27 protein-coding genes are annotated in these 23,824 nt (G+C 66.4%); 12 read left to right on the forward strand and 15 right to left on the reverse strand.

Going from position 1 to position 23,824, the window contains the following annotated elements; all coding sequences use genetic code 11:
- Nucleotides 1-25: 25 nt before the first annotated feature.
- From pssA to ASG27_RS15575, 4 genes are all read right to left on the reverse strand, one after another.
- On the reverse strand, nt 26-859 hold the full coding sequence (gene pssA / locus ASG27_RS15560; protein WP_056421221.1) for a CDP-diacylglycerol--serine O-phosphatidyltransferase: 834 nt from the start codon (nt 857-859) through the stop codon (nt 26-28).
- 279 nt (nt 860-1,138) lie between these two features.
- Complete coding sequence (gene ilvC, locus ASG27_RS15565) at nt 1,139-2,155, reverse strand: ketol-acid reductoisomerase (protein WP_056168011.1); 1,017 nt, start codon at nt 2,153-2,155, stop codon at nt 1,139-1,141.
- A gap of 155 nt (nt 2,156-2,310) precedes the next feature.
- Nucleotides 2,311-2,802, reverse strand: coding sequence for an acetolactate synthase small subunit (gene ilvN / locus ASG27_RS15570; protein ID WP_015013659.1), 492 nt, complete (start codon nt 2,800-2,802; stop codon nt 2,311-2,313).
- Between the two features lie 166 nt (nt 2,803-2,968).
- Nucleotides 2,969-4,780 (reverse strand): acetolactate synthase 3 catalytic subunit, encoded by a 1,812-nt coding sequence (locus ASG27_RS15575; RefSeq protein ID WP_056421220.1) that lies wholly within the window; start codon nt 4,778-4,780, stop codon nt 2,969-2,971.
- 294 nt (nt 4,781-5,074) lie between these two features.
- Here ASG27_RS15575 and ASG27_RS15580 point away from each other — a divergent pair, with 294 nt between their 5' ends.
- The 6 genes from ASG27_RS15580 to ASG27_RS15605 are packed head-to-tail and all read left to right on the forward strand — an operon-like array spanning nt 5,075 to nt 8,690.
- Entirely contained in the window at nt 5,075-5,644 is a 570-nt protein-coding gene (locus tag ASG27_RS15580) for an RNA polymerase sigma factor (protein WP_056421219.1), read from the forward strand.
- Nucleotides 5,641-6,093 (forward strand): DUF3619 family protein, encoded by a 453-nt coding sequence (locus tag ASG27_RS15585; RefSeq protein ID WP_056421218.1) that lies wholly within the window; start codon nt 5,641-5,643, stop codon nt 6,091-6,093. The genes ASG27_RS15580 and ASG27_RS15585 overlap by 4 nt, the downstream gene beginning before the upstream one ends.
- Before the next feature lie 34 nt (nt 6,094-6,127).
- Nucleotides 6,128-7,024 (forward strand): DUF3106 domain-containing protein, encoded by an 897-nt coding sequence (locus ASG27_RS15590; RefSeq protein WP_056421217.1) that lies wholly within the window; start codon nt 6,128-6,130, stop codon nt 7,022-7,024.
- A 38-nt stretch (nt 7,025-7,062) separates the two neighbouring features.
- Entirely contained in the window at nt 7,063-7,635 is a 573-nt protein-coding gene (locus ASG27_RS15595; RefSeq protein ID WP_056421216.1) for an RDD family protein, read from the forward strand.
- 58 nt (nt 7,636-7,693) lie between these two features.
- Entirely contained in the window at nt 7,694-8,104 is a 411-nt protein-coding gene (locus ASG27_RS15600; protein WP_056421317.1) for a diacylglycerol kinase, read from the forward strand.
- Complete coding sequence (locus ASG27_RS15605; RefSeq protein ID WP_056421215.1) at nt 8,097-8,690, forward strand: TIGR00730 family Rossman fold protein; 594 nt, start codon at nt 8,097-8,099, stop codon at nt 8,688-8,690. The genes ASG27_RS15600 and ASG27_RS15605 overlap by 8 nt, the downstream gene beginning before the upstream one ends.
- A 167-nt stretch (nt 8,691-8,857) precedes the next feature.
- Here ASG27_RS15605 and ASG27_RS15610 read toward each other — a convergent pair whose 3' ends face one another.
- Complete coding sequence (locus tag ASG27_RS15610) at nt 8,858-9,196, reverse strand: P-II family nitrogen regulator (RefSeq protein ID WP_056167991.1); 339 nt, start codon at nt 9,194-9,196, stop codon at nt 8,858-8,860.
- A gap of 63 nt (nt 9,197-9,259) precedes the next feature.
- Nucleotides 9,260-10,918 (reverse strand): NAD+ synthase, encoded by a 1,659-nt coding sequence (locus ASG27_RS15615; protein WP_056421214.1) that lies wholly within the window; start codon nt 10,916-10,918, stop codon nt 9,260-9,262.
- A gap of 80 nt (nt 10,919-10,998) precedes the next feature.
- On the opposite strand from ASG27_RS15615, the gene ASG27_RS15620 reads away from it, so the two are divergent.
- On the forward strand, nt 10,999-12,351 hold the full coding sequence (locus ASG27_RS15620) for a GNAT family N-acetyltransferase (RefSeq protein ID WP_056421316.1): 1,353 nt from the start codon (nt 10,999-11,001) through the stop codon (nt 12,349-12,351).
- A 46-nt stretch (nt 12,352-12,397) separates the two neighbouring features.
- On the opposite strand, the gene ASG27_RS15625 is transcribed toward ASG27_RS15620, so the two are convergent.
- Complete coding sequence (locus ASG27_RS15625; protein WP_056423215.1) at nt 12,398-12,769, reverse strand: hypothetical protein; 372 nt, start codon at nt 12,767-12,769, stop codon at nt 12,398-12,400.
- A gap of 392 nt (nt 12,770-13,161) precedes the next feature.
- On the opposite strand from ASG27_RS15625, the gene ASG27_RS15630 reads away from it, so the two are divergent.
- Nucleotides 13,162-13,344 carry a hypothetical protein gene (locus ASG27_RS15630; RefSeq protein WP_056421212.1) on the forward strand — a complete coding sequence of 61 codons (183 nt, stop codon included), beginning with the start codon at nt 13,162-13,164 and terminating at the stop codon, nt 13,342-13,344.
- 157 nt (nt 13,345-13,501) lie between these two features.
- Entirely contained in the window at nt 13,502-13,882 is a 381-nt protein-coding gene (locus tag ASG27_RS15635; RefSeq protein ID WP_056421315.1) for a hypothetical protein, read from the forward strand.
- Nucleotides 13,883-13,998: 116 nt separating this feature from the next.
- Here ASG27_RS15635 and ASG27_RS15640 read toward each other — a convergent pair whose 3' ends face one another.
- The 4 genes from ASG27_RS15640 to ASG27_RS15655 all read right to left on the reverse strand — a co-directional run bounded on the left by ASG27_RS15640 (nt 13,999) and on the right by ASG27_RS15655 (nt 17,279).
- Entirely contained in the window at nt 13,999-14,574 is a 576-nt protein-coding gene (locus ASG27_RS15640; protein WP_442854105.1) for a hypothetical protein, read from the reverse strand.
- Between the two features lie 143 nt (nt 14,575-14,717).
- Nucleotides 14,718-15,740 (reverse strand): MlaD family protein, encoded by a 1,023-nt coding sequence (locus ASG27_RS15645; RefSeq protein ID WP_056421211.1) that lies wholly within the window; start codon nt 15,738-15,740, stop codon nt 14,718-14,720.
- A gap of 66 nt (nt 15,741-15,806) precedes the next feature.
- Nucleotides 15,807-16,607, reverse strand: coding sequence for an MlaE family ABC transporter permease (locus ASG27_RS15650; RefSeq protein WP_056421210.1), 801 nt, complete (start codon nt 16,605-16,607; stop codon nt 15,807-15,809).
- A 201-nt stretch (nt 16,608-16,808) separates the two neighbouring features.
- Entirely contained in the window at nt 16,809-17,279 is a 471-nt protein-coding gene (locus tag ASG27_RS15655; RefSeq protein WP_056421209.1) for a Cd(II)/Pb(II)-responsive transcriptional regulator, read from the reverse strand.
- An 84-nt stretch (nt 17,280-17,363) separates the two neighbouring features.
- Between ASG27_RS15655 and ASG27_RS15660 the strand changes: the two genes are divergently transcribed.
- Both ASG27_RS15660 and ASG27_RS26010 read left to right on the forward strand, forming a co-directional pair.
- Nucleotides 17,364-18,020, forward strand: a complete 657-nt coding sequence (locus tag ASG27_RS15660; protein ID WP_056421207.1) for a cation transporter — start codon at nt 17,364-17,366, stop codon at nt 18,018-18,020.
- A complete protein-coding gene (locus ASG27_RS26010; protein WP_082486087.1) occupies nt 18,021-18,908 on the forward strand; it encodes a DUF3703 domain-containing protein in 888 nt (295 codons plus the stop codon).
- 31 nt (nt 18,909-18,939) lie between these two features.
- Here the strand turns inward: ASG27_RS26010 and ASG27_RS15670 are convergent, their stop codons facing one another.
- Nucleotides 18,940-19,395 carry a response regulator gene (locus ASG27_RS15670; RefSeq protein ID WP_056421205.1) on the reverse strand — a complete coding sequence of 152 codons (456 nt, stop codon included), beginning with the start codon at nt 19,393-19,395 and terminating at the stop codon, nt 18,940-18,942.
- Nucleotides 19,396-19,526: 131 nt separating this feature from the next.
- Between ASG27_RS15670 and ASG27_RS15675 the strand changes: the two genes are divergently transcribed.
- On the forward strand, nt 19,527-19,817 hold the full coding sequence (locus tag ASG27_RS15675; protein WP_056421203.1) for a hypothetical protein: 291 nt from the start codon (nt 19,527-19,529) through the stop codon (nt 19,815-19,817).
- Nucleotides 19,818-19,879: 62 nt separating this feature from the next.
- Here ASG27_RS15675 and ASG27_RS15680 read toward each other — a convergent pair whose 3' ends face one another.
- The 3 genes from ASG27_RS15680 to ASG27_RS15690 are packed head-to-tail and all read right to left on the reverse strand — an operon-like array spanning nt 19,880 to nt 23,815.
- Nucleotides 19,880-20,491, reverse strand: a complete 612-nt coding sequence (locus ASG27_RS15680) for a DUF2894 domain-containing protein (RefSeq protein ID WP_056421201.1) — start codon at nt 20,489-20,491, stop codon at nt 19,880-19,882.
- Nucleotides 20,484-21,152 (reverse strand): OmpA family protein, encoded by a 669-nt coding sequence (locus ASG27_RS15685; protein ID WP_056421199.1) that lies wholly within the window; start codon nt 21,150-21,152, stop codon nt 20,484-20,486. Before ASG27_RS15685 ends, ASG27_RS15680 begins: the two co-directional genes overlap by 8 nt.
- Nucleotides 21,149-23,815, reverse strand: a complete 2,667-nt coding sequence (locus ASG27_RS15690) for a DUF802 domain-containing protein (RefSeq protein WP_235504128.1) — start codon at nt 23,813-23,815, stop codon at nt 21,149-21,151. The genes ASG27_RS15685 and ASG27_RS15690 overlap by 4 nt, the downstream gene beginning before the upstream one ends.
- Nucleotides 23,816-23,824: the final 9 nt, after the last annotated feature.

Below are 23,824 nucleotides of genomic sequence, written 5' to 3' on the forward strand. Positions count from 1 at the left end.
AACTGCGCTGCGACAGCGGTGCGGGTCACTTGTGCAGCCCGCGCTCGTCCGGTTCATCGGTCGAAGTGCTGATCACGCTGCTGTGCTGGCCCTTGGCCTTGCGCCAGGCGTACACGCCATAGCCGCTCACGCCATAAAAAACGAAGACGCCGAACAGCACGATGGGCGGGTGGATGTTGATGATGGCAATGCCCAGCGCAATGAGCACGATGGCTGCAAAGGGGACGCTCTTTTTCATCTGCACGTCCTTGAAGCTGTAGAACGGCACATTGGTCACCATGGTCAGGCCCGAATACAGCGTGAAGGCGAACATGATCCACGTGATCTGCGACCAGCTGAGCCAACCGTCCTCGCCAGGGTGCACGCCCAATTCGGTCATGAGCCAGATGAAGCCTGCCACCAGTGCCGCAGCGGCGGGCGATGGCAGCCCCTGGAAGTAGCGCTTGTCCACCACACTCGTGTTCACGTTGAAGCGCGCCAGCCGCAAGGCCGCGCAGGCGCAGTACACGAAGGCAGCGATCCACCCCCAGCGCCCCAGGCCCTGCAAGGACCACTCGTACGCGATCAAAGCCGGTGCCGCGCCGAACGACACCATGTCGGACAGCGAGTCCATCTGCTCGCCGAAGGCACTCTGGGTATTGGTCATGCGGGCCACGCGCCCGTCCAGGCTGTCGAGCACCATGGCGCAGAACACGCCGATCGCCGCCTGGTCGAACCGCCCGTTCATGGCCATCACGATGGAATAGAAGCCACCGAACAATGCCGCCAGCGTGAACAGGTTGGGCAGGATATAAATGCCCTTGCGCCGCTTGCGCACGATCACGCCATCGTTGTCGGCGGACTCGTTGCCATCATGCATTCCATTGACCTCCAGCGCTTGCCTGTCTTGCGCAAGCCGCTATTAAATTTATAGTTCTTCAGCGCGCCCCCCGATGATCGGGTTCGGCGCCACACGCACAAAAGGCGAAGGCCGCAGTGTAGCGCCTGCGGGCGCTGCGCCCCGTGGCCGCAGCGATGGCGCCGCGAACCCCACAGCACGGCCATCACCCAGTCCGAGCCGCCCGGCGCACAGCAATACCGGCAACGAAAAAGGCCACCGAGGTGGCCTTTGTCGATGTTTCTTCCCGCAGGAGAAGAATCAGTTGCGGGTCTGGTCGACCAGCTTGTTCTTGGCGATCCAGGGCATCATGGCGCGCAGCTTGCCACCCACCACTTCGATGCTGTGGTCGGCGGTGTTGCGGCGGCGGGCCGTCATCGATGGGTAGTTCAGGCGGCCTTCCTGGATGAACATCTTGGCGTATTCGCCGTTCTGGATGCGCTTGAGGGCATTGCGCATGGCCTTGCGCGACTCTTCGTTGATCACTTCAGGGCCCGTCACGTACTCGCCGTACTCGGCATTGTTCGAGATCGAGTAGTTCATGTTGGCAATGCCGCCTTCGTAGATCAGGTCCACGATGAGCTTGAGCTCGTGCAGGCATTCGAAGTAGGCCATTTCTGGGGCGTAGCCGGCTTCGACCAGGGTTTCGTAACCCATCTTGATCAGCTCGACGGCACCGCCGCACAGCACGGCCTGTTCGCCGAACAGGTCGGTCTCGGTTTCTTCCTTGAAGTTGGTCTCGATGATGCCGGCCTTGCCACCGCCATTGGCTGCAGCGTAGCTCAGGGCCAGGTCACGGGCCTTGCCGGACTTGTCCTGGTGCACGGCGACCAGGTGGGGCACGCCGCCACCTTGCGTGTAGGTGTTGCGCACGGTGTGGCCAGGGGCCTTGGGGGCGACCATCCACACGTCCAGGTCAGCGCGGGGCACGACCTGGTTGTAGTGCACGTTGAAACCGTGGGCGAAGGCCAGCGATGCGCCTTGCTTGATGTTGGGTTCCACGTTGTTCTTGTAGACGGCTGCGATGTCTTCGTCAGGCAGCAGGATCATGACCACGTCGGCAGCCTTGACCGCGTCGTTGACTTCCAGCACGTTCAGGCCGGCCTTGCCGACCTTGTCCCACGATGCACCGCCCTTGCGCAGGCCGACCACGACCTTCACGCCGCTGTCGTTCAGGTTCTGTGCGTGGGCATGGCCCTGCGAGCCGTAGCCGATGATGGCCACGGTCTTGCCCTTGATCAGGCTCAGGTCGGTGTCTTTGTCGTAGAAAACTTTCATGGGTCGCTCCGGTAAAAATACGTTGTCAGGGGGAAAAACGGTGAATTGTCTTACATAGGATTGGGATGCGGCCGGATGGCTACGCGGGGAACCGCAGACAGTGCTTTGGCACGGCAAGGCTCCCCAACGACGCTAGCCGGTCGAAGGCAAATCCGTCATACGCGAAGAATTCGCTCGCCGCGGCCGATGCCGCTGGCACCCGTGCGCACGGTTTCCAGAATGGCCGTGCGGTCGATGGCCTGCAGGAACGCGTCGTTCTTGGACTGGTCGCCGGTGAGCTCGATGGTGTAGCTCTTTTCGGTCACGTCGATGATGCGGCCGCGGAAGATGTCGGCCATGCGCTTCATCTCCTCGCGCTCCTTGCCTACCGCACGCACCTTCACCATCATGAGCTCGCGCTCGGTGTAGGCACCTTCGGTGAGGTCGACCACCTTGACCACTTCGATGAGGCGGTTCAAGTGCTTGGTGATCTGCTCGATCACATCGTCGGAGCCCGTGGTCTGGATGGTCATGCGCGAGAGCGATGCATCCTCGGTGGGCGCCACGGTGAGCGATTCGATGTTGTAGCCACGGGCGGAGAACAGGCCCACGACGCGCGACAGCGCGCCGGGTTCGTTTTCCAGCAAAACGGCAATGATGTGTTTCATGGTGTCCAGATTCCTCTTTTCGCTGCCCTCCCCTGCGCACGGTAATGCGCAGGCTCGGCAGGCAATAGATTCGTCGAAGTGAAGCTATCGAAGTGATAGCAGGGGATGTTCCTGCAGCCACGGCAGGGCCGTCGCCGCAGGCGCAGCGGGAGCCGACAGCCTGTGTCTACAGATCCTCGGAGCCCAGCAGCATTTCGGTGATGCCCTTGCCGGCCTGCACCATCGGGAACACGTTCTCGGTGGGGTCGGTGCGGAAGTCCAGGAATACGGTGCGGTCCTTGAGCTTGCGGGCCTCGCGCAGCGCGGGCTCCACATCCTGAGGACGCTCGATCAGCATGCCCACATGGCCATAGGCCTCGGCCAGCTTCACGAAGTTGGGCAAAGCGTCCATGTAGCTGTGGCTGTATCGGCCGGAGTACTCGATCTCCTGCCACTGGCGCACCATGCCCAGGTAGCGGTTGTTCAGCGAGCAGATCTTGATGGGCGTGTTGTACTGCAGGCAGGTCGACAGCTCCTGGATGTTCATCTGCACCGAGCCTTCGCCGGTGATGCAGAACACTTCGGAGTCTGGCTTGGCCAGCTTGATGCCCATGGCGTAGGGGATGCCCACGCCCATGGTGCCCAGGCCACCGGAGTTGATCCAGCGGCGCGGCTCGTCAAAACGGTAGTACTGCGCGGCCCACATCTGGTGCTGGCCCACGTCGGACGTGATGTAGGTGTCGGCGTCCTTGGTCATGTTCCACAGCGTTTCGACCACGTACTGGGGCTTGATGACGTCGGGGCTGCCCATGCTGTACTTGAGGCAGTCACGCTTGCGCCAGCCTTCGATGGTGTCCCACCAGGCCGCCAGCGCACCCGCATCGGGCTTGGTGCTGCTCTCGCGGATCATGGAGATCAGCTCGGTGAGCACGTCCTTCACGTCGCCGACGATCGGGATGTCGACCTTCACGCGCTTGGAGATGCTCGACGGGTCGATGTCCACGTGGATGATCTTGCGGTCGTTCTGCGCGAAGTGCTTGGGGTTGCCGATCACGCGGTCGTCAAAACGCGCGCCGACGGCCAGCAGCACGTCGCAGTTCTGCATCGCGTTGTTGGCTTCGATGGTGCCGTGCATGCCCAGCATGCCCAGGAACTTGCGGTCCGACGCCGGATAGGCGCCCAGGCCCATCAGCGTGTTGGTGACCGGGTAGCCCAGCATGTCCACCAGGGTGCGCAATTCGTTGGTGGCGTTGCCCAGGAGCACGCCGCCGCCCGTGTAGATGTAGGGGCGCTTGGCCGCCAGCAGCAATTGCAGCGCCTTGCGGATCTGGCCGCCGTGGCCCTTGCGCACCGGGTTGTACGAGCGCATTTCCACGCTTTGGGGGTAACCGCTGTAGGGCACCTTCTTGAAGGAGACGTCCTTGGGCACATCGACCACCACGGGGCCGGGGCGGCCGGTGCGTGCGATGTGGAAGGCCTTCTTCATCGTCGCTGCCAGGTCGCGGGCATCCTTGACGAGAAAGTTGTGCTTGACGATGGGGCGGGTGATGCCGACGGTGTCGCACTCCTGGAAGGCGTCGAGCCCGATGGCGGGCGTGGGCACCTGGCCGGAGATGATCACCATGGGGATCGAATCCATGTACGCGGTGGCGATGCCGGTCACGGCATTGGTCAGGCCCGGGCCCGAGGTGACCAGCGCGACGCCCACTTCGCCCGTCGCACGGGCATAGCCGTCAGCGGCGTGGACGGCAGCCTGTTCGTGCCGCACCAGCACGTGCTGGATGGTGTCTTGCTTGTACAGCGCGTCGTAGATATAGAGGACAGCGCCGCCGGGGTAGCCCCAGATGTACTGGACGTTCTCGGCCTGCAGCGACTTGATGAGGATCTCGGACCCCATGAGGTCTTGCGAAGCCTGGGCCGAAGAAGCAGAGGAAGAGGGGGAGGTGTTGCCCTGCGAAGCAGCGGCAGCTGAGGAAAGTTCAGCCTTGGAGATTTCCATGATCGATCAACCTTTGTGAATTTCTCTGACGAAAAACCTTGGGTGCCCCTTGCACGCGCTCTTGTGAAGCCAGCTTGGAACTTGAGGCCAAGGACATGGGCGGGATGATTGCCGCGCCGGACCGTGACCCGTTTGCCTTTTGAATTGCAGCGCCGATTATCGCACTGCAACACATGTAAAACCGCAGCGCGCCAAAAAAATCACCAGCCGGTGCGATAATCACAGGCTTACCGGGCCAGTTAGCCACATTTTTGTGGAGACTTCGGCACCACTCCCTCCGCGGACCGACCTGTCTTGGCCACTGAACAAGAACTCTCCGATTTCCTCAAAAGTGTAGAAAAGCGCGCTTTCAAGCGCTCGGTCTACCACGTGCGCAATGAGGAAGCGGCTCTTGATATCGTGCAGGACAGCATGCTCAAGCTGGCGGAGCACTACGGCGACAAGCCGGCGGCAGAGCTCCCCATGCTCTTTCAGCGCATCCTCTCCAACTGCACGCTGGACTGGTTTCGCCGCCAGAAGACGCGCAATGCACTGTTTTCGAGCATGAGCGACTTCGAGGGCCCCGGCGAAGATGGCATGGATTTTGATCTGCTGGAAGCGTACTCGGGCCCGGAAGGCGGCGAGCGGGCCGAGAGTGCAGAAGACCTCACCCGCCGGGCCCAGACCTTTCACGAAATCGAAGCCGAAATCGCCGAGCTCCCACCACGTCAACGGGAAGCATTCCTGATGCGTTACTGGGAAGAAATGGATGTAGCAGAAACGGCAGCCGCCATGGGTTGCTCTGAAGGCAGCGTCAAAACGCACTGCTTTCGTGCGGTACAAACCCTGAGCAAGGCGCTGAAGGCCAAAGGAATCGAGCTATGAACACTGTACAGACCCCCTCTCCCCAGGCACTGGCCGCCGCCGACGTCTTTGCACGGCGGGTGACGGCACGTTTGTCCGGTGGCACCGACCAACTCCCGTACGAGATCGCCGAGCGGCTGCGCGCCTCGCGCATGCAGGCCCTGGCCCAGCGCAAGAAGGCCGCGGCTCCCGTGCGGGTGGCAGCCCCGGTGATCGTCAACGCCGGCGGCAGCGCCACCCTGGGACGCGGTGACAACGAGCGCGGCGGCTGGTGGAATGCCCTGGTCTCCGCGGTGCCCCTGATGGCGCTGGTGGTGGGCCTGGTGATGATCAATATCGCCCAGGACGAAAGCAGCACCAACGACGTCGCCGAAGTGGACGCCGCTCTTTTGACCGATGATCTGCCACCGGCAGCGTATGCCGACCCTGGCTTCGTACAATTTCTCAAGACTTCCGCGCAGCCCAACTGACTGAGTCGCCCGGCACTGCCCACCCCCGTACTGCATGCACCCAAGCCCTTCCGACGCTTCCCCCGCCCTGCCAGCCCTTGTGCTGGCTTTGGCGCTCTTGGGCGCGTTCGCCGTGGTCGGCGGCCAAGTGCTGGGGCAGATGCGCATGGTGCCCGGCACCGTGCTCTCGGCTGGTGCAGAAGCGGCCGTGGCAAGCCCCAACAATGCGCGCGCACAGTCGCGCCATGGCGCCTCGGCGGTGCCCCAGGTGGAGACCGGCCCTGGCTGGGAGACCCTGAACACCCCCCAGAAGCTGGCGCTCTACCCCCTGGCCGAACGCTGGGCGTTGATCAGCGAAGCGCAAAAACACCGCTGGCTGGCGCTGGCGGCCAATTTTTCCAGCCTGCCCGAGGAAGAGCAGGCCAAGTTCCATGAACGCATGACCGATTGGGCGAACCTGAGCGCGCAGCAGCGCAACCAGGCCCGGCTGAACTATGCGGTGACCAACCGCCTCGCGCCGGACGACAAGCGTGCCCAGTGGGAGGCGTACCAGGCGCTGTCCGAGGACGAGCGCCGAGCCCTGGCGGCCCGCGCCGTCCCCAAGCCCAAGGGAGCCGCCACGGCACTGCAACCTGTGTCCCCGAAAAAACTGGCCCAGGTGCCGGCGGCCACCGCAGCCAACCCCGCCCGCCCGAACGCCCCCAAGATCCCCCCGGTGACCGACCACTCGCCCCGCGTGGCTGCGCCGGTGCCCTCTTCGGTGGCCGCGCCTGCCGCGTCCAACCCCACCGCGGCGCCCCAGGCGCCTGGTGCTGCGGTGGTGGAGACGGCCCCTGTCTCCGTGCCCGTGGCCGTGCCGGCGGCCCTGCCCCCTCTGGGCAGCACCGCGTCAGAAGCGCCTGCGGCCCCGCCACCCGTCACGCCCGATAATTCCGGTCTGTACCCACAATGACCGTGCCGCCCGCCGGCACGGCCTGACCCGTTCACCGGATGATGACTGCTTCTTCTCCCGCCAGTGCACCGCAGGCCGGCTCCGCCAGCACCAGCGCCACCCCCTCCGACACCGCAACCCCGCCCCAACGCGCCATCACACCCAGCCTCTGGCGCCGCATGGCCTGCTGGCTGTACGAAGGCATGCTCATGTTTGGCGTGGTCTTCATTGCCGGCTACCTCTTCGGCACCCTGAGCCAGACGCGCAACGCCATGGACAACCGCCACGCGCTGCAGGCCTTCCTGTTCGTGGTATTCGGTATCTATTTCACATGGTTCTGGGCCAAGGGCCAGACGCTGGCACAAAAGACCTGGCTCATCCGCGTGGTCGACAAATCCGGGCGGCCCATCACGCAGCTGCGCGCCTTGCTGCGCTATGTCCTCAGCTGGGTGTGGTTCCTGCCGCCACTGGCGGCCTACCTGTTTGGCGTGCCGGTGCTGGAGGTGCTGGTCCTGCTGGGCGGCTGGGTGGCCATCTGGGCCATCCTGAGCCGCTTCCACCCCGAGCGCCAGTTCTGGCACGACGCACTGGCCGGCACGCGCCTGGTGCACTTCGAGCTTCCCAAAAAATAGCCCGCCCCGCCCCACCGTGTGGCGCAAGCTGTCATGCGGCTGCGAGACAATGCGGGGCATGTCCTTGCCTTCATCCGAGCCCGTGGCGCCCGCCAACCCGCAAAAAGCCCGTACAGGCCTGAACCGCATATGGCATGCGGCCGGCTATTCGCTGGAGGGGCTGCGTGCAGGCTGGGGTGAAAAGGCATTCCGCCAGGAGGCCATCGCCGCCGCGGTGATGCTGCCCGTGTCGCTGTGGCTCGGGCGCAGCTGGGTGGAAGTGGCGCTGCTCGCGGGCTCCGTGCTCATCGTGATGATGGTGGAACTGCTCAACACAGGCATCGAGACCGCCATCGACCGCATCGGTCCGGAGTGGCACGACCTGTCCAAGCGCGCCAAGGACATGGGCAGCGCAGCCGTGTTGCTCGCGTTGCTGCTGTGCAGCGGCATCTGGGCTGCGGCCCTTTTTCAGAGGTTTTTCCATGGCTGAACCCGCTTTTTCCATTTGTGTGTACTGCGGCTCGCGCCCGGGCGAGAACCCCGCCTTTGCCGAGGCCGCCAAGGCTGTGGGCCACTGGATCGGCGGCCATGGTGGCCAGCTCGTCTATGGCGGCGGGCGCAGCGGCCTGATGGGCACGGTGGCCGAGGCCACACGGCAGGCAGGCGGCCGCGTGGTGGGCGTGATTCCGCAGGCGCTGGTGGACAAGGAACTGGCGAATCGCCTGTGCGACGAGTTGCACATCGTGCAGACGATGCACGAGCGCAAGGCCATGATGGCCGAGCGCAGCGACGCGTTTGTGGCGCTGCCCGGCGGCATCGGTACGTTCGAGGAACTCTTCGAGGTCTGGACCTGGCGCCAACTGGGCTACCACGACAAGCCGCTGGGCCTGCTCAACGTGGCGGGCTACTACGACGCACTGATGGGCTTTCTGAACCACAGCGTGGCCAGCGGCTTCATGGGCGAGTGGCAGATGGGCCTGCTGCACTCCGGCAGTGACACCAGCGACCTGCTGCAAACCCTGGTCGAGCAAGCCGGAACAAATGCCCGCCACACCCCGCTGCGCTCGGTGATCTGAGGGCCGGCAAAAACTGGCGCGGCCCAGGCCTGCGACCGCCACGCAAGGGCCGCCCCAGCGGCATGGCGGCGTTTCACTTGCGTGCGCTGGCGGTGTCCCCTTTTTCCGAATGGCGCAGCCATTCAAGAGAAGGGGGAAGGCGCGAAGCGCCTCAGGGGGTTGTCAGCTCATACAGCCGCGTCGTCGAGGTCGCCCGTGCGGATGCGCACCACGCGCTCCACGGACGTGACGAAGATCTTGCCGTCGCCGATCTTGCCGGTGCGCGCCACGTTCACGATGGCGTCGACGCAGCGGTCCACATCCTCGGACTTGACCACGACCTCGACCTTCACCTTGGGCAGAAAGTCCACCACATACTCGGCGCCGCGGTACAGCTCGGTGTGGCCCTTCTGGCGGCCAAAGCCCTTCACCTCGGTCACGGTAAGCCCCGTCACGCCGCATTCGGCCAGGGCTTCGCGGACTTCTTCGAGCTTGAAGGGCTTGATGACGGCAGTGATCATTTTCATGGCGTGTCTCCTGAAAGATTTAAAAGAAAGAAGGCTGGGGGCGCAGCGCCAACCAAGCGCTAGCTAGGCCCTGAATTTGCTGGTGATAGGGTAACGCCAGTCCTTGCCGAAACTGCGGCGCGTCACCCTTATCCCTACGGGTGCCTGCCGGCGTTTGTACTCGTTGAGCTTGATGAGGCGCGTCACGCGCTCCACATCGGCGCGCGCAAAGCCGCTGGCGATGATGGATTCGATGGGCTCGTCATTTTCCATGTAGCGCGCCACGATGGCATCGAGCACCTCGTACGGCGGCAGGCTGTCCTGGTCCTTCTGGTCGGGCCGCAGTTCGGCGCTGGGCGGCCGGGTGATGATGCGCTCCGGGATCGGGCTGGCACCCTTGCCGTAGGGGTCGTTGGCATTGCGCCAGCGCGCCAGGTCGAACACCCGCGTCTTGGCCACGTCCTTGATCACCGCCAAGCCACCCGCCATGTCGCCGTACAGCGTGCAATAGCCGGTGGACATCTCGCTCTTGTTGCCGGTGGTGAGCACGATGGAGCCGAACTTGTTGGACAGCGCCATGAGCAGCGTGCCGCGGATGCGCGCCTGCAGGTTCTCCTCGGTCGTGTCCTCGTCCAAACCGGCAAAGTCGCTGGCCAGCGCGGCCTTGAAGGCCTCGAACTGGGGCTTGATGGAGATTTCGTCATAGCGCACGCCCATGCGGTCCGCCATGTCGCGCGCATCGATCCAGCTGATGTCAGCCGTGTAGGGCGACGGCATCATCACCGTGCGCACCTTGTCGGCGCCCAGCGCATCCACGGCAATGGCCAGCACCAGCGCCGAGTCGATACCGCCCGACAGGCCCAGCAACGCGCCCGGAAACCCATTCTTGCCCACGTAGTCGCGCACACCCAGTACCAAGGCATCCCAGAGGTCTGCCTCCAGACTTTTCTCGGGCGCCACTGTTGCTTCTATTTTGATAGCACCTTGCGCTTGCTGGACCTGCGCAAACACCAGTTTTGCTTCAAACCCCGGGCCGCGCCCAGCCACCGAGCCATCCGCATTCAGCGCGAACGATCGGCCTTCGAAGACCACCTCGTCCTGCCCACCGACCAGATGGGCGTAGACCAATGGCAAACCCGTTTCAACCACACGCTCGCGCATGGTGGCCTCGCGCTCGGCGCCCTTGCCCAGATGAAAGGGCGACGCGTTGATGACGGCCAGCAACTGCGCGCCGGCCGCGGCGGCATCGCGTGCAGGGGTGGCAAACCAGGCGTCTTCGCAGACCAGCACGCCCACGCGCACACCGTCCACCTCGAACACGCAGGGTGCACTGCCCGCGACGAAGTAGCGGCGCTCGTCGAACACCTGGTAGTTGGGCAGTTCGCGCTTGGCATACGTCTGCTCGACGCGGCCCTCGCGCAGCACGCTGGCCGCGTTGTGGCAGGGGCTGAAGGCCGGCGCATCGGGTGCCAGGGCTTGCGGGTGGCCCAGCAGGATGACCAGGCCTTTCAACCCTGCCGTCTCGCGGGCCACGGTTTTCACGGCATCATCACAGGCCGCGATGAAGGCGGGGCGCAGGAACAGGTCCTCGGCCGCATAGCCGCAGATCGCCAGCTCGGGAGTGAGCAGAAGCCGAGCGCCCTGGGCGTGGGCCTCGCGGGCCGCGGCAATGATCTTCTGCGCATTCCCGGGCATGTCGCCCACGACAAAGTTGAGCTGCGCAGTGCAAATGGAGAGCGTCATGGAACTGGAGTCGGCCCCTGTGGCCGGGTTGGATACCGCCAATGCAGGCCCGCACCGCAGTGGGCGGCACGGGAGAGCGCATGGCTGAGGAAGCTGCCATTATCGCCCGCGTCATCGCGTCCCCGCTCGATGTGGACGCAGCCGCCTGGAATGCCCTGCTCGCACGCCAGAGCCACCCCACGCCCTTTTTGCGGCACGAATACCTGGCCGCCCTGCACGAGAGCGGCAGCGCGGCGCCCCGCACCGGCTGGGCGCCGCGCTTCATGACGCTGTGGGACGGCGACACTTTGGTGGCCGCCTGCCCGCTGTACCTCAAGAACCACTCCTACGGTGAATATGTCTTCGACTGGGCCTGGGCCAGCGCCTACGAGCAGCACGGCGTACCCTACTACCCAAAAGCCGTGATCGCCGTGCCCTTCACCCCGGTACCGGGCAGCCGCCTGCTGGCACGCGACGACGAGACCCGGGCGCTGCTGCTGCAGGCGGTGTGCCAGTGGTGCGATGAGGAAAACGTGTCGTCGGTGCACATGCTGTTTGCGAGCGATGCGGACATCGAAGCCAGCGCCCAGCAGGAGCTGATGCTGCGACGCACCGTGCAGTTCCACTGGACGAACACCGCCCCGGCACACGGCGACGAAGCTCCCGCCGCGCCCCAGGCCGGGTCGCAAGCAGCGCCCATTGCAACGGCGCAACATGCCACCACCGCAGCACCGCCGGCGCAACACGGTGGCGGCCGGCCGTTCCACAGTTTCGAGGCCTTCCTGGCCAGCCTGACCCAGGACAAGCGCAAGAAGATCCGCCAGGAGCGCCGCCGTGTGGCCGATGCCGGGGTGCGCTTTCGCTGGGCGCGCGGCACCGACATCAGTACGTCAGACTGGGACTTTTTCTACCGCTGCTATGAGCGCACCTACCTCGAACATGGCAACCCGCCCTACCTCACCCGCGACTTCTTCGCGCGCATGGCAGCACACTTGCCGCAAGCGTGGTTGCTGTTCATCGCCGAACGCGACGGACATCCGATCGCTAGCAGTTTGATAGCAATCAGCGACCATCCATCCAGCGGCAGCGCAGCCAGCGGGCCTGAAAACACAACACCCATCGCAGCCTACGGCCGCTATTGGGGTGCCCTGGAGCGCGTGGACTGCCTGCATTTCGAAGCCTGTTACTACCAGCCTCTGCAGTGGTGCATAGAGCACGGCGTGCACCGCTTTGAAGGCGGCGCACAAGGCGAACACAAAATGGCCCGCGCGCTGCTGCCCGTGCAGGCCACCAGCGCACACTGGCTGGCGCATCCGGCATTCGCCGAGGCGGTGGAGCGGTTCCTGGAGCGGGAGACTGAAGGAATCCAGGGCTACTTGGATGATCTGAAGGAGCGCAGCCCGTTCAAACCGGGCGTGAGCACCACCGGCAAGGGACCGACGCCCAAACCATGACACGGCTACCGTGGCAACGACACCGGGAGTCCCCAGCGGTCACCGGTCAGCAGTCCCTGCGGCTGACGTAAAAAACACCATCGGTGTCTTCGTCCACCTCGAGCTCGATGGAAACAAGGCCCGTGGCGCCGGACAGTGACCACGCGGTGTCGGCAATTGTGCCGTGGTTGGCGACCACCAGGCCCAGGAGCTTGGCGACGTCGCTCGAAGGGTGGTGAGGCCAGGTGACGCCGATATCGATGTTCTTGCCGTCGTCACTGCAACTCAAGTGGATTCTTGCGTCGACGTCCGTGCTGCCAGGGCTGGGTTCGGCATGGCTGCGCAGCATCGATCTGACAACGTCCAGCGCGGCGCCGGGGTCTTCTTCGCCGACCATGGAGTCGCGCACTAGCGTGGGGTTGATGAAATGGGATTGCATGATGAGCCTCCTGTTTGAACCTGCGGCGGTAACCCAATGGCTGACGGGGCTCGCGTTGCATCGCATCGGCAGCGTCAGAAATGCACCTTGGCAATGGGCCCTGAAGTCCGTGGCCACCGGGTGTCGGTCTGATTCATTAGGGGTGTGCCGGCACGGGGGCGTTTGTCAGAAATAGACGCGCGCCTTGGTCAGACAGGCCAAGGTGGTTTGCACAAGCCGCACAGCAGCACCGACACCCTCAATTGCAACCAAAGGCAACAACTACGGGTCCTTCCCTGGTATCGCAGTTGTCTGACAGACGGGGGCTGCCCGGCTTGCTGAAATAACACCGTCGACCATTGAGGCGACGACCCAGGTCATTGAGACCTTCCCATTTTCCAAAGGACATCGCCATGAAACGCCACCCCATGCCGCCCGGAACGCGTGCTCTTGCTGCGTTTGTCGGTACCGTCGTTCTTGCCGTGCTGGCTGCTGCGTCTGTGATGACGCCGGACATCGCGGTTCAGTCGGCGGATTCCATGGCGATGCTTCCTGGCGGTGTGGACGAAATTCTGCCTGCGAACCTGTTTGAATAAGCAGATTGGCGAGGCGACTGGCGAGGGTGAAAGCGCCCTCATGGGCTTGGTCATTGGCTACCGGCGCAACAACAACTAGAAAAAACCATAGCATCGGAGTACCATTTGGCGCTGCACACCATGGTTTCCGATGGTGGCCCAGAAATGGAGGTCGATGATGAACTCACGTTTTCGCATCCCTGCAGGCCCCACTTTTCTCACGCTTCGAAACGCCTGGTCCATCGCAGCCATGGCTGTTGCTGCTGCGGTGTTGGGCTGCTCCAGCCCCCGTGACGGCAACCTGGACGAGTTCGCGCGATGGCATGAGGGTGCGCGGGCCCAGGCCCAGGCAGGCGCCCTGAGCTGGAGCGAGTTCTACCGGCAGAGTTTTGACCGGCTGACCGCGCTGCCGCCTTCGCTGCAGCAGGACACACGCCTTGAGAACACCGTGCTGCTGTTGTCCACCGCACGCAAATACGAAGCCCAGGAGATCAGCGCCCAGCAATTTGCCTTGGAGCGCGACCATATCGAGAGCCAATTGCAGGCGCGCCTGCGGTAAGCCGCTCGCACGGCAGGCAAGGTGCCGGCCTCACTGCGCTCAATGCGCGCAATGCGCTCCGTTCGCCACAGAGTGCATCCGGCGCTCGATGCCCCTGAATCGATCCGCCTGCGTGATCAGCGGCCCGGAGCGCCCTGCTCCAGGATGTCGATGCGCCGCTGCAGCGCGGCCGCGGCCTGTGAATCGCCCGCAGCCTCAGCCCGCTGTCGCTGAAGCACCAGCCACGCCATGAGCGGCCTGCGCCACCCCTGAGCGGAGGCGGTATCTACAGCCGTACCCATCACAGCCGGATCGGCGCGGCCCGTCTTGAACAGCACACCGGCAGCCACCAGCCGTGACAACGGGTCTTGCACCGCAGCCACGGCCGCCGCGTGGGCCGACACGGAGACCGCACGCTGCGGCTCGGGCAGCAGTGCCGCCTGGGCCGGCTGCAGTTGCCCTGCCAGGTAGTCGGCGTATGCCTGCTCGGCCGGCGCCGCGTCTGCGCGCAGCGCCTCGAAACGCTCGCAGGGCCCGGGCACGAGGCTGGCCACCATCGCTGCGCAGCGCACGAGTTCCAGGCGCGCCAGCAGGTCGGGCCGTCCCGTGCGCGCCACTTCGGCCCGTGCGCGGTCCCATTCGAGTTGCTCCACGCGTGCATTGCCAGACAGATACGCCTCCAAGGCCTTCTGGGCGGATGCATGGGCGTTCATCTGCCAATCCGGCACGGGGGGTTTGCTGGAGCAGGCACCCAGCATCCACAAAGCCGCAGCGGCAACCAGCGCTGCCCTCCCTGCACGGAATCGAATGGGCAAGGCAAGCCGGCCGCGCGTTGACATCATCGATGCAGCAGTCTTCATGGCAGCTTCAGTTCCGTGTCCCGCGCGAAGGGCCACTTGCGGTTGATCTCGTTGACCAGGCTTTCCACCTTGCGCAGATTGCTTTCCACCTCGGCGCGCAAGGCGCCCAGGTCGGTGGTGGCCTCACGGGCGTTGGCGCCGATGGCCTGCGCCTCGACCAGCACGGCATCCACCTTCTGCAGGCTGGTGCGGGTGTCGGCCAGCAGCCCATTGAGCTGGGCCACCGTAGCCCGCACTTCCGGCACCAGTGCGTCCTTGCTGCCGTCGCTGCCGAACACCTGGCGGTCCGCGCGGGCGGCCATGCCGTCAAGGCGCGCGAGCAAGGCGTTGGTGCGCTCCAGCGTGGTCACGATCTTCTTGGCATCGGCCTCGCTGCCCATCAGCACGCCCAGCACGCCCCCCGGGCCATTGAGCCTTTCGGTGAGCGTGCGCACCTGCGCCAGGCTCCCGCCCAGGGCCGCGTCCTGCGCCGTGAGAGCGTTCAGATTCGTGAGCAGTTCGCGCGCCGATGCCATGAGTTGGGGGATCTCGGCCGTGGCGTCGCCCCGCAGTACTGGGCGCACGGCCCCGTCGAGCAGAGGCTCATCGCCCAGCATGCCGGTGTAGGCGCGAATGTTGGTGCCGCCCACGATACCGCGCACCAGCGTGAACACGCTGGACTGGCGCAGCCAGTGCGCGTCCTTGCGCGGCACGTCGACGATGATGCGGGCATTGCCCTCGTCGGCCAGCTCGATCCGGCGCACACGGCCGATCGGAAAGCCCGAGAAGGTCATGTCCATGCCCACGACCACGCCCTCGGAGTCGTCGGCCGTCAGCACCAGGGTCTGCGTGGGCTCGAAGGCGCCGCGCGCATAGAGCAGGTACAGCCCCGAGCCCACGATGAGGGCGAGCGTGAAGATCAGCAGCGCCGCCGCCTTGATCTCCAGGTGCGCCACGGGCCGCAGGGTCTCCACGGAGGGCTCGTGCAGAGCGTCGGCCGGCGGGCCGGGCGCAGGGGTGCGGTGGGATGAGTCGTTCATAGGCCAGGAATGGGGGCAGGGATTTGCAGGCGATAGCGAAGGGCAGGCGGTGGCGGCCGGTGGCGGTCAGTAGTAGTTGCCCATGAGCGACGCCACTTCGATCAGCAGCAGCACCGCGAACATGCGCGCCAGACCGCCCAGTTCGGAATCAGGCTGCGTGCGATCGCCCGAGTCGTACAGGCCCGCGGCCATCGGTATCAGCGCCACGGCCAGCGCAAAAAACACCGTCTTCATCGCAAACACCAGGGTCACGCTGGGGCTGAACACCTGGCCGAACATGCGCGTGTAGCTCTGCAGCCCTGCGAGGTTGAAACCATACACCCCCAGATACGCCAGCACCAGCGACACCACGCAGCTGAGCGCAGCGAGCGTGATGCAGGCGAAAACGCCGGCGATCACACGGGGCAGCAGCTCGATGCGCACGGGGTCCGAGCCCTGCGCGCGCAGCGCGTCGAAGCGCCCGTTCTGCCGCAGGCGGGTGATCTGCGTGCCGTTGGGAATGGTGCAGCGCATCGCCACGAACAGTGCGGCGGTCAGCGGGATCAGCTCCAGCACCAGTACACGGATCACCATCTCGAGCGCATAGCGCGACAGGCCGTAGCTCAGGGCCGTGACCACCACGATGCGGGTGAGCACCAGGCTGATCAGCGCAGCCAGCACCGTGAAGCCCAGCAGCACCGGCGCGGTGTCCAGATAGAGGTGGCGCGCCAGTGCGCGGCGGGTGCCCCGGCCGTAGCTGGACGGCGACAGCACCAGCACCAGCATCACAGCGCCCAGGTACAGGATGCGCCACCACGCCAGCGCCCAGCGCCGCGCGGTGCTCCACACACGTTCGGGTAGGGACAGGCCGGGCAAGCGCGCAATCATGGGCAGATCATAGCGGGCGAGCGGTGGGCGGCCACTGCAGGAATGCACGACGTGGCCCTTGATGTTTTCAGGCCCTGCCGCTCGATCTACAAGCGCCAACAGCTATCAATTCAATAGCAAATGGCGGCACGTGAAACACCTGCTCACACCCCAGCGCCCACGTCGCCCACACGAGCGGGTCTGCACTGCCTTGCCGCAGCACTACACGTGCCGCTTGCCGACGCCCGTGCCACCCGAGGCCGCGGGCTGGGCGTCTGCGCGCGCGTGCAGGGCTTCGATGATGTGGCAATGGGTGTCCGATCCGTCGCAGCGGCCGCGCAGCGCCTGCAGGTCCGCTTCCAGCGCCTGCAGCTCCGCCAGCCGGCTGCGCACGTGCTGCAGGTGCTCATCCAGCGTGTCGCGCGCGGCTTCGCAGTCGGCCTTGCGGGACCAGTCCAGCGCCAGCAGCGTGCGCACCTCGTCCAGGGACATGTCCATGGCACGGCACAAGCGGATGAACCTCAGGCGGTGCACATCGTCTGCGCTGTAGAGCCGGTAGCTGTTGTCCTCACGCACGCCGGGCGCCAGCAGGCCTTCCTTTTCGTAGTAACGGATGTTGGCGGCCGACACGCCCGACTGGCGGGCCACCTCGCCGATGCGGTGCTGGGGAAGTTGCGCAACAGTCTGCGTCATGGCTTGACCTTCAAGTGACTTCAAGGTTTCCAATCATGCCATCGCATTGCAATACCTGCAGAGATTCACAGAAAGAAGGTCCTCATGTCCGCCAGTTGCCAGCACCACCATCACGACGACGGCCACGGGCACGGCCCCGCCAGTGCCGACCCGCGCTACCGCCGCATCCTGTGGGTGGCGCTGATCGTCAACGCGGGCATGTTCCTGCTGGAGATCGGCGCGGGGCTGCAGTCCGGCTCGGCGTCCTTGCTGGCCGACGCCATCGACTTCCTGGGCGATGCGGCCAACTATGCGCTGTCGCTGTGGGTTCTGTCCATGGCCCTGGCGTGGCGCGCACGGGCGGCGCTCGTCAAGGGCGTGAGCATGCTGGCCTTCGGCGTGGCCGTGGTGGCGCGCGTGGCCTGGGGCGCATGGCAGGGCGTGCCGCCCGAACCATTGACCATGGGCGGGGTCGGCCTGCTGGCGCTGGCCGCCAACCTGGGGGTGGCGGTGCTGCTGTATGCCTACCGCGACGGTGACGCCAACATGCGCAGCGTATGGCTGTGCACCCGCAACGACGCGCTGGGCAACATGGCGGTGATGGTGGCAGCGCTGGGCGTATTCGGCACCGGCACCGCCTGGCCGGATCTGGCGGTGGCGGCCATCATGGCCGGGCTGGCCATCAGCGGCGGCTGGAGCGTCATCCGCCAGGCGCGCCTGGAGCTGGCAACGGGCGCCCACGCCAGCAACGGTGCACACTGAATGCGCGTGCATCTGTCGACCCGCCTGGAGGCACCACCCGCATGGGTGGCCCGGCAACTGCAAAGCACGGCGGTCTTTCGCCACATCACCGCGCCGCTGATGCGGTTCAAGCCCACGGACGGCGCATCCTGGCCCACCGAATGGACGGCGGGCGAGCTGAAGCTGCAGATGTGGCTGCTGGGCGTGGTGCCGCTGGGCTCGCAAACCGTGCGCATCGCGATCGAGCCACCACCACAGGCGCAGCCCGGCCACTGGCCCACCCTGTGGGACCACGGCGACGGTGCGCTGATGCGCCGGTGGGACCACCGCATCACGCTGCAGGCCCTGCCCGACGGAGCCACCCTCTACACCGACGATATCGATGTGGTCCCCCGCCACATGCCTTGGCTGATGACGCCCCTGAGCGCGGTGTTTGCCCGCTGGTTCTTTGTTCACCGCCAACGCCGCTGGCGGGCACTGGCCGCCACCTTGGCGGCGCAGGCGCCAGCACCGGGTGCGGCAGCGCCGTCACCGGGCGACCGGCACCGCGCCGTCGACGACCTGCTGCACGGTTTTGCGAGCGCGAGCGAAGCGCCACCGGCCATGCGCTGGCAGTGGCTGGAGGCCGCCCACGTGCTCGGCCAGAACTCGCTGCACCTGCACTGGCGGTCGCACCTTGCGATGCTGCGCTATGCATGGGCGTTGCGAGACCTGCGCGAATGCCTGGGCCAGTTGCTGCGGCTTGCCCTGGTGCCCCTGGGCCACCTGCTGGCCCGGCTGCCCGCCGGAAACACCGGGCGTGCCCATGTCAACGCGTTCAAGCCCATGGCACCGGCGGACGAGATGGCCGCACTGATCGACCTGGCGCTCAGCGGAGCACTGCGCCCGCCGCCCACTGGTGGCGCATAGGCATTGCGGGGGGCGTCGGCCTCGGCCTGTGTCAGAGCCCGGCGCCCCCCCTGTCGGCTTGGAGCGCACGGCGGGCGGCGTGCGGCAGTTCGCTGCAACGCTCAAAAAAGGCTTCGAGCTCGGTGGACTTGTCGAACACGCCGTCGGCGCCCAGGGCCTTGCATTGGCGGCGCATGTCCGCCGTGGCGTAGTTGGACAGCACATAGACCTGCTGCCCCGGGTGGCCCTGCCGCGATGGCGGTTGTCGGGCCCAGAGCCCCTTTCTTTGCTGCAAGGCCTCCAGCACATCCATTCCGGAGCCCTCCTGCAGGAACAGATCCACCACCGCCAGTTGCCAGTCCTCGCGCCACTCGGCCAGCGCCTCGATGGCATCGCTGGCCGTGGCGGCAACGGCCACGACCTGTGCGTCCGCCAACTCTTCGAGTGCGGGTATCAGGGTTTCCTGGATGGTTTTGCTGTCTTCGACGAGGATGGTGCTGAGAGGCATCTGCGGGCCCTGCTGTCTGTTTGCCATGGCGAAGTCTAGAATCTCACCTCTTACGACATCCCGGCATGTAGGCGATTGCGCCGCGTCCCCGATGGGAGAAGTGAAATCTTCTGACTCAGAGAGACTTACATATGCCCAGCGCAGCCCCCACCACGCAGCCCTCCGACATGGCGAAGGTCTTGCACAACAACCAGGAAGCCGCAGAGCAGATCAAAGCCGCGGCCAACGATCTGGACGTGGTACATGCAGTGCTGACCACGCAGATTCCGGACGCAGCCCTGCAAGGCGATCTGCAGGCGGCGGTAGAGCGCACGGACCAGCTCGAACAGCAGCTGAGCGAAACCGCCCAGGCGCTGGACGAGTCCAACGAACTGCTGCAGCGCCACATTGCGGGCGACGCCAGCACCCACACCAAGGCCTAGGCGCCGCGCCCAGCCCCTGTCCATCCGCGCAAGCATATGCAGGGCAGGTGCAGACCGTGCCGCTATGCCCTGGGCCGGCCCCGGGCACCGCGGTTGGCGGCCACGCCCATGCTGCGGGGGCGCGGGCTGTTGGCCTGCTCCAGCCACAGCAGCGAGTCCATCTGCGACAAGAAGCGGCGCAGATAGTCGGGCGAGAGGTCCTGCATCAGGCTGAGCGAGCGCAGCATCAGCTTGTGGGGGTTCAGCGGCCCGGCATTCTCCGGTCCACGGTCGATGGCCTGCGCCACCTGCTGCTCGGCCGCGATGCGGGACCAGACCTCGCTGAACTGGCGCACGCTCTTCATGTCCGACGCACTGGCACCACCTTCGATGCGCACCCGGTCCGCATCCGCCTGGGCCCGCGCGTCGAGCTCGCGGTTGAGCAGCGCCAGGGGTGAAGGCGCCGCGGTGGCCGCTGTTGCCGCCGGTGCGGCGCACTCCCCCGTCTGCGCCGCCGTGCCGGCGCCCTGCGCATAGGCGGCCACGGCCCGCTGCAGCCGCTGCGCCAGCACCTGCTGCACCGCCGGGGGCTGGTGCTGCATGCGGCTGGCCATCACCTCCAGGTAGCGGTAGCGCACCGGGTCGTGGCCGTCGGCACCATCGGCCCGCAGCGATTCGAGCGTGGGTTCACTCATCGCGTACGGGCCGGGCGCCAGAGGCCTTGGGCACGGGGGCCATCTCCACCCGCCGGTTCTGCGCGCGGCCCTTCTCGTCCGCATTGGAGGCCACGGGCTGCTCCGCACCAAATGCCGCGGCGAACACCTGCGACGACGGCATGCCCTCGTCGATCAGCGCCCGCGCCACGGTCAGCGCCCGCTGTGCCGACAGCTCCAGGTTGTCGGCAAAGCGCTGCTGGCTGCCGCGCAGCAGCGTGGTGTCGTCGGTAAAGCCGCTGACCATCAGCATCTCGTCGCGCTCGCGCAGGTAGACCTGCAGCGGTTGCACCAGGCTTTTGAGCAACTGGCGCCCCTCGGGCCGCAGTTCGTCGGAGCCCGCCGCGAACAGCACGCTGCCGCTGATCCCGATGCGCCCGTCATTCACCGTGACGCGGCCACTGGCCAGGGGGCCGGCCAGGGCCTTTTCCAGCGCCATGCGCCGCTGCTCCTCGTGCTGGCGCTTTTCCACCTCGTGCTTGAGGCTGGCCACCAGGTCGACCTGCACCACCAGCACGCCCACCAGAATGAGCACAAAAGCACCCAGCAGGCCCGCCATCAGGTCACCGAACACCGCCCAGACCGGGGCGGTCTGCTCGGAGCCGTCGTCCACGCTGTCGATGGTGTCGTCCAGCCCCATCATCCGGCCACCTCCGGCTCGGCGGCGGCCACCGCCCTGCCCTTGAGCCGGCGCAGGTCTTCCACAATGCCCTGCTGCGACGCGATGCTCAGGTCGATCACTTCACGCGCCTGCGCCACGTAGTAGGCCAGTTGCTCGTCGCTGCGCGACAGGGACTGGCCGATGGCGCCTTCGATGCGCTGCAGGCTATCCATGAGCTTGTCGTTGCTGGCGGTGAACAGCCCCACGCCGTGTCCGAACGCCTCGCCCAGGCTCGACAGCTCCACTGCGCTGGCCGCCACGTGGGTCGCCGCTTCGTCCGCCTTGCCGACCTGGCTGTCCAGCGCCTGTGCAAACTGCGACGCCGCCTGCTCCAGCACCGACGCCGCCGTGCCCACCAGGGATTCGATGGCGCCGCGCTGCTGGGCTGCGGCTTCGTTGACGGACTGCAGCAGCGTGCCCAGTTGCTCCATCATGGCCGTGCGCTCGGCCAGCGCCACGTTGTCGCGCTCGCTCAGTTGCGTCATCTCGTGGCGCAGCTGGGCGATGACCTCGGCCGCAGCCTGCGGCACGTCAGATGCTGTTTGCAGCAGCCGGGTGAGAGGTGCCTCCAGCGCCGACCCCAGCGTGGCCAGGTGCTGGGCCACGGCCTCCTGCAAGTCCTCCAGGCGGTCGACCGCCGCACGCCCGCGTTCGGCCTCGGCATCGCGCAGCGCGGCCAGCTCGGTGCGCCACACGCCTGCCAGCGCATCCATGCGGTCGCCCTGCGCCTGCAGCCACTGGGCCTCCGCGTCGGTGCGGGTGCGCAGCAAGGCTTCGGACTGGTCCATCAGGCGCGCGGTACCGTCCAGCGTCTTGGCCACCTGCTCGCCCATGCGTCCGGTGAGCCCCGTCACGGCGGTCTCGAGGGCGTCGCACACGGCCTGCTGGCGCTCCAGCGTCTGGGTGCTCACGCGCTGCCATTCGGCCGTCAGCGACTGCGCAATACCCTCCATGGACGCGTTCCAACCGGCCAGGCGCGCCTGGTCGGCCGCCATCTGGGCGGTGTGGGAGTGCGCCACCGTGTCCTGCAACGACGACAGCAGCGCACCGGAGCGCTCGTCGAACGACTGCGTAGCTGCCTGCAGCGACTCGCCCAGCTGTGCGGCAGCACCTGCGAGCGCCTGCGCCACGCCCTGTTGCTGCGCTGCGGCCTGCTCGCCCGCGCGCTCCCATTGGGCTGCGATCAAGCGGGCGGTGTCTTCCATCGATGCGCGCCAGCCGGCAATGCGCTGCGCGTCGGCCGCTGCCTGGGCCGCATGGGTGTGCGCCACGGTATCTTGCAGCGATGCGACCAGGGCCGTGGAGCGCTGCTCGAAGGCCTGGGTGGCGGCCAGCAGGGACTGGTCCAGGCGCGCTGTGGCGCCCTCCAGCGCGTCGCGCATGCCCTGCTGCTGTTCCACGGCGCGTGCACCCGCCCGCTCCCACTGCGCGGCCAGCGTCTCGCCCATGCCTTCCATCGACCGCGTCCACCCTGCCAGGCGCTGTTCGTCGGCCGCCTTCTGGGCAGCCTGCGACTGCGCCGCGGTGTCCTGCAGGGCCGCGTGCAGCGCTGCGGAGCGTTGCTCGAACGATTGGGTCACCGACTGCAGCGCGCCATCGAACCCGCCCATCAGGCGGTCCTGCAGCTGCGTGTGCTTGTCCAGGGCCGATGTCCAGGTGTCCGACACCTGGCGTGCCGTGCCCTCCCACTGGGCTGCCAGCGCCTGCATCTGGGCCGCCGTGGCATCGGCCAGCCGCTGGTGCGCGCGTTGCGATTCCCGCGCCAGTTCGGCCATGGCCTGCTCGACCACGGGCCGCAGCGTTTCGCCGGCCACGCGGGCGCTGGCGCCCAGGCTGTCGTGCAGCGACGCCCCCACGGCGCCGGCCAACTGGGTGTAGGCCGACGACGCCTCGGTGTGAAAACCCTTTTGCTGCGCCAGCAATTGGTCGGCCAGCTGGTCGTGCCGTCGGTCCAGCCCGTCCACCAGGGCCTGCAGCCGCTCGGCGATCAGCGGCATCGCTTGCGCCTGTTGCTGCAGGGCCTGGAAGGTCTCTTCGCGGCGATGGCTGGCCGAGAACGCGCGGAACACGGTGGGAATGCGTGCGTCGAGCTGGCGCACGGCCGCCAGGCGCTCGCGGCGCGCCATGGCAGACAGCAGGCCCAGCATGGCCGATGCGGCCACGCCCGCCACCGAGGTGCCGAACGACAGGCCCAGGCCCTTGATGGGCTCGGCCAGGGCGGCGCGGATGCCCTCCAGGCTGCCCGAGGTCTCCAGCGCGAACACCGCGCCCTTGAAGGTGACCACCATCCCGAGGAAGGTGCCCAGCATGCCCAGCATGACCAGCAACCCCACCAGGTACGGCGTGAGGGCCGGCCCCGGCAGCACGGCACGCTCGCCCTCGATGCGCTGGCGCACCGGGTGGCGCAGGGCGGCGGGCAAGCGGTCGAGCCAGGGGCCCAGGTCCACCACGGGCTGCTGCGCGCCATCCGCCAGCGCGGTGGTCAGTGCCACCGTTCCACGGCGAAACTGCATCAGCTCGACCGCGCCCAGCACGTAGACCGCACCGATCGCCACCGTCATCGCCAGCGCCAGCGGGCTCGCCCCCACGAATCCCCACCCTACCCAACCCACTGCCGCCAGGCCCAGGGCAAATACGGCAGCCATCACACTCTT

The sequence above is a fragment of the Acidovorax sp. Leaf191 genome (assembly GCF_001424425.1).
GTDB lineage: Bacteria > Pseudomonadota > Gammaproteobacteria > Burkholderiales > Burkholderiaceae_C > Acidovorax.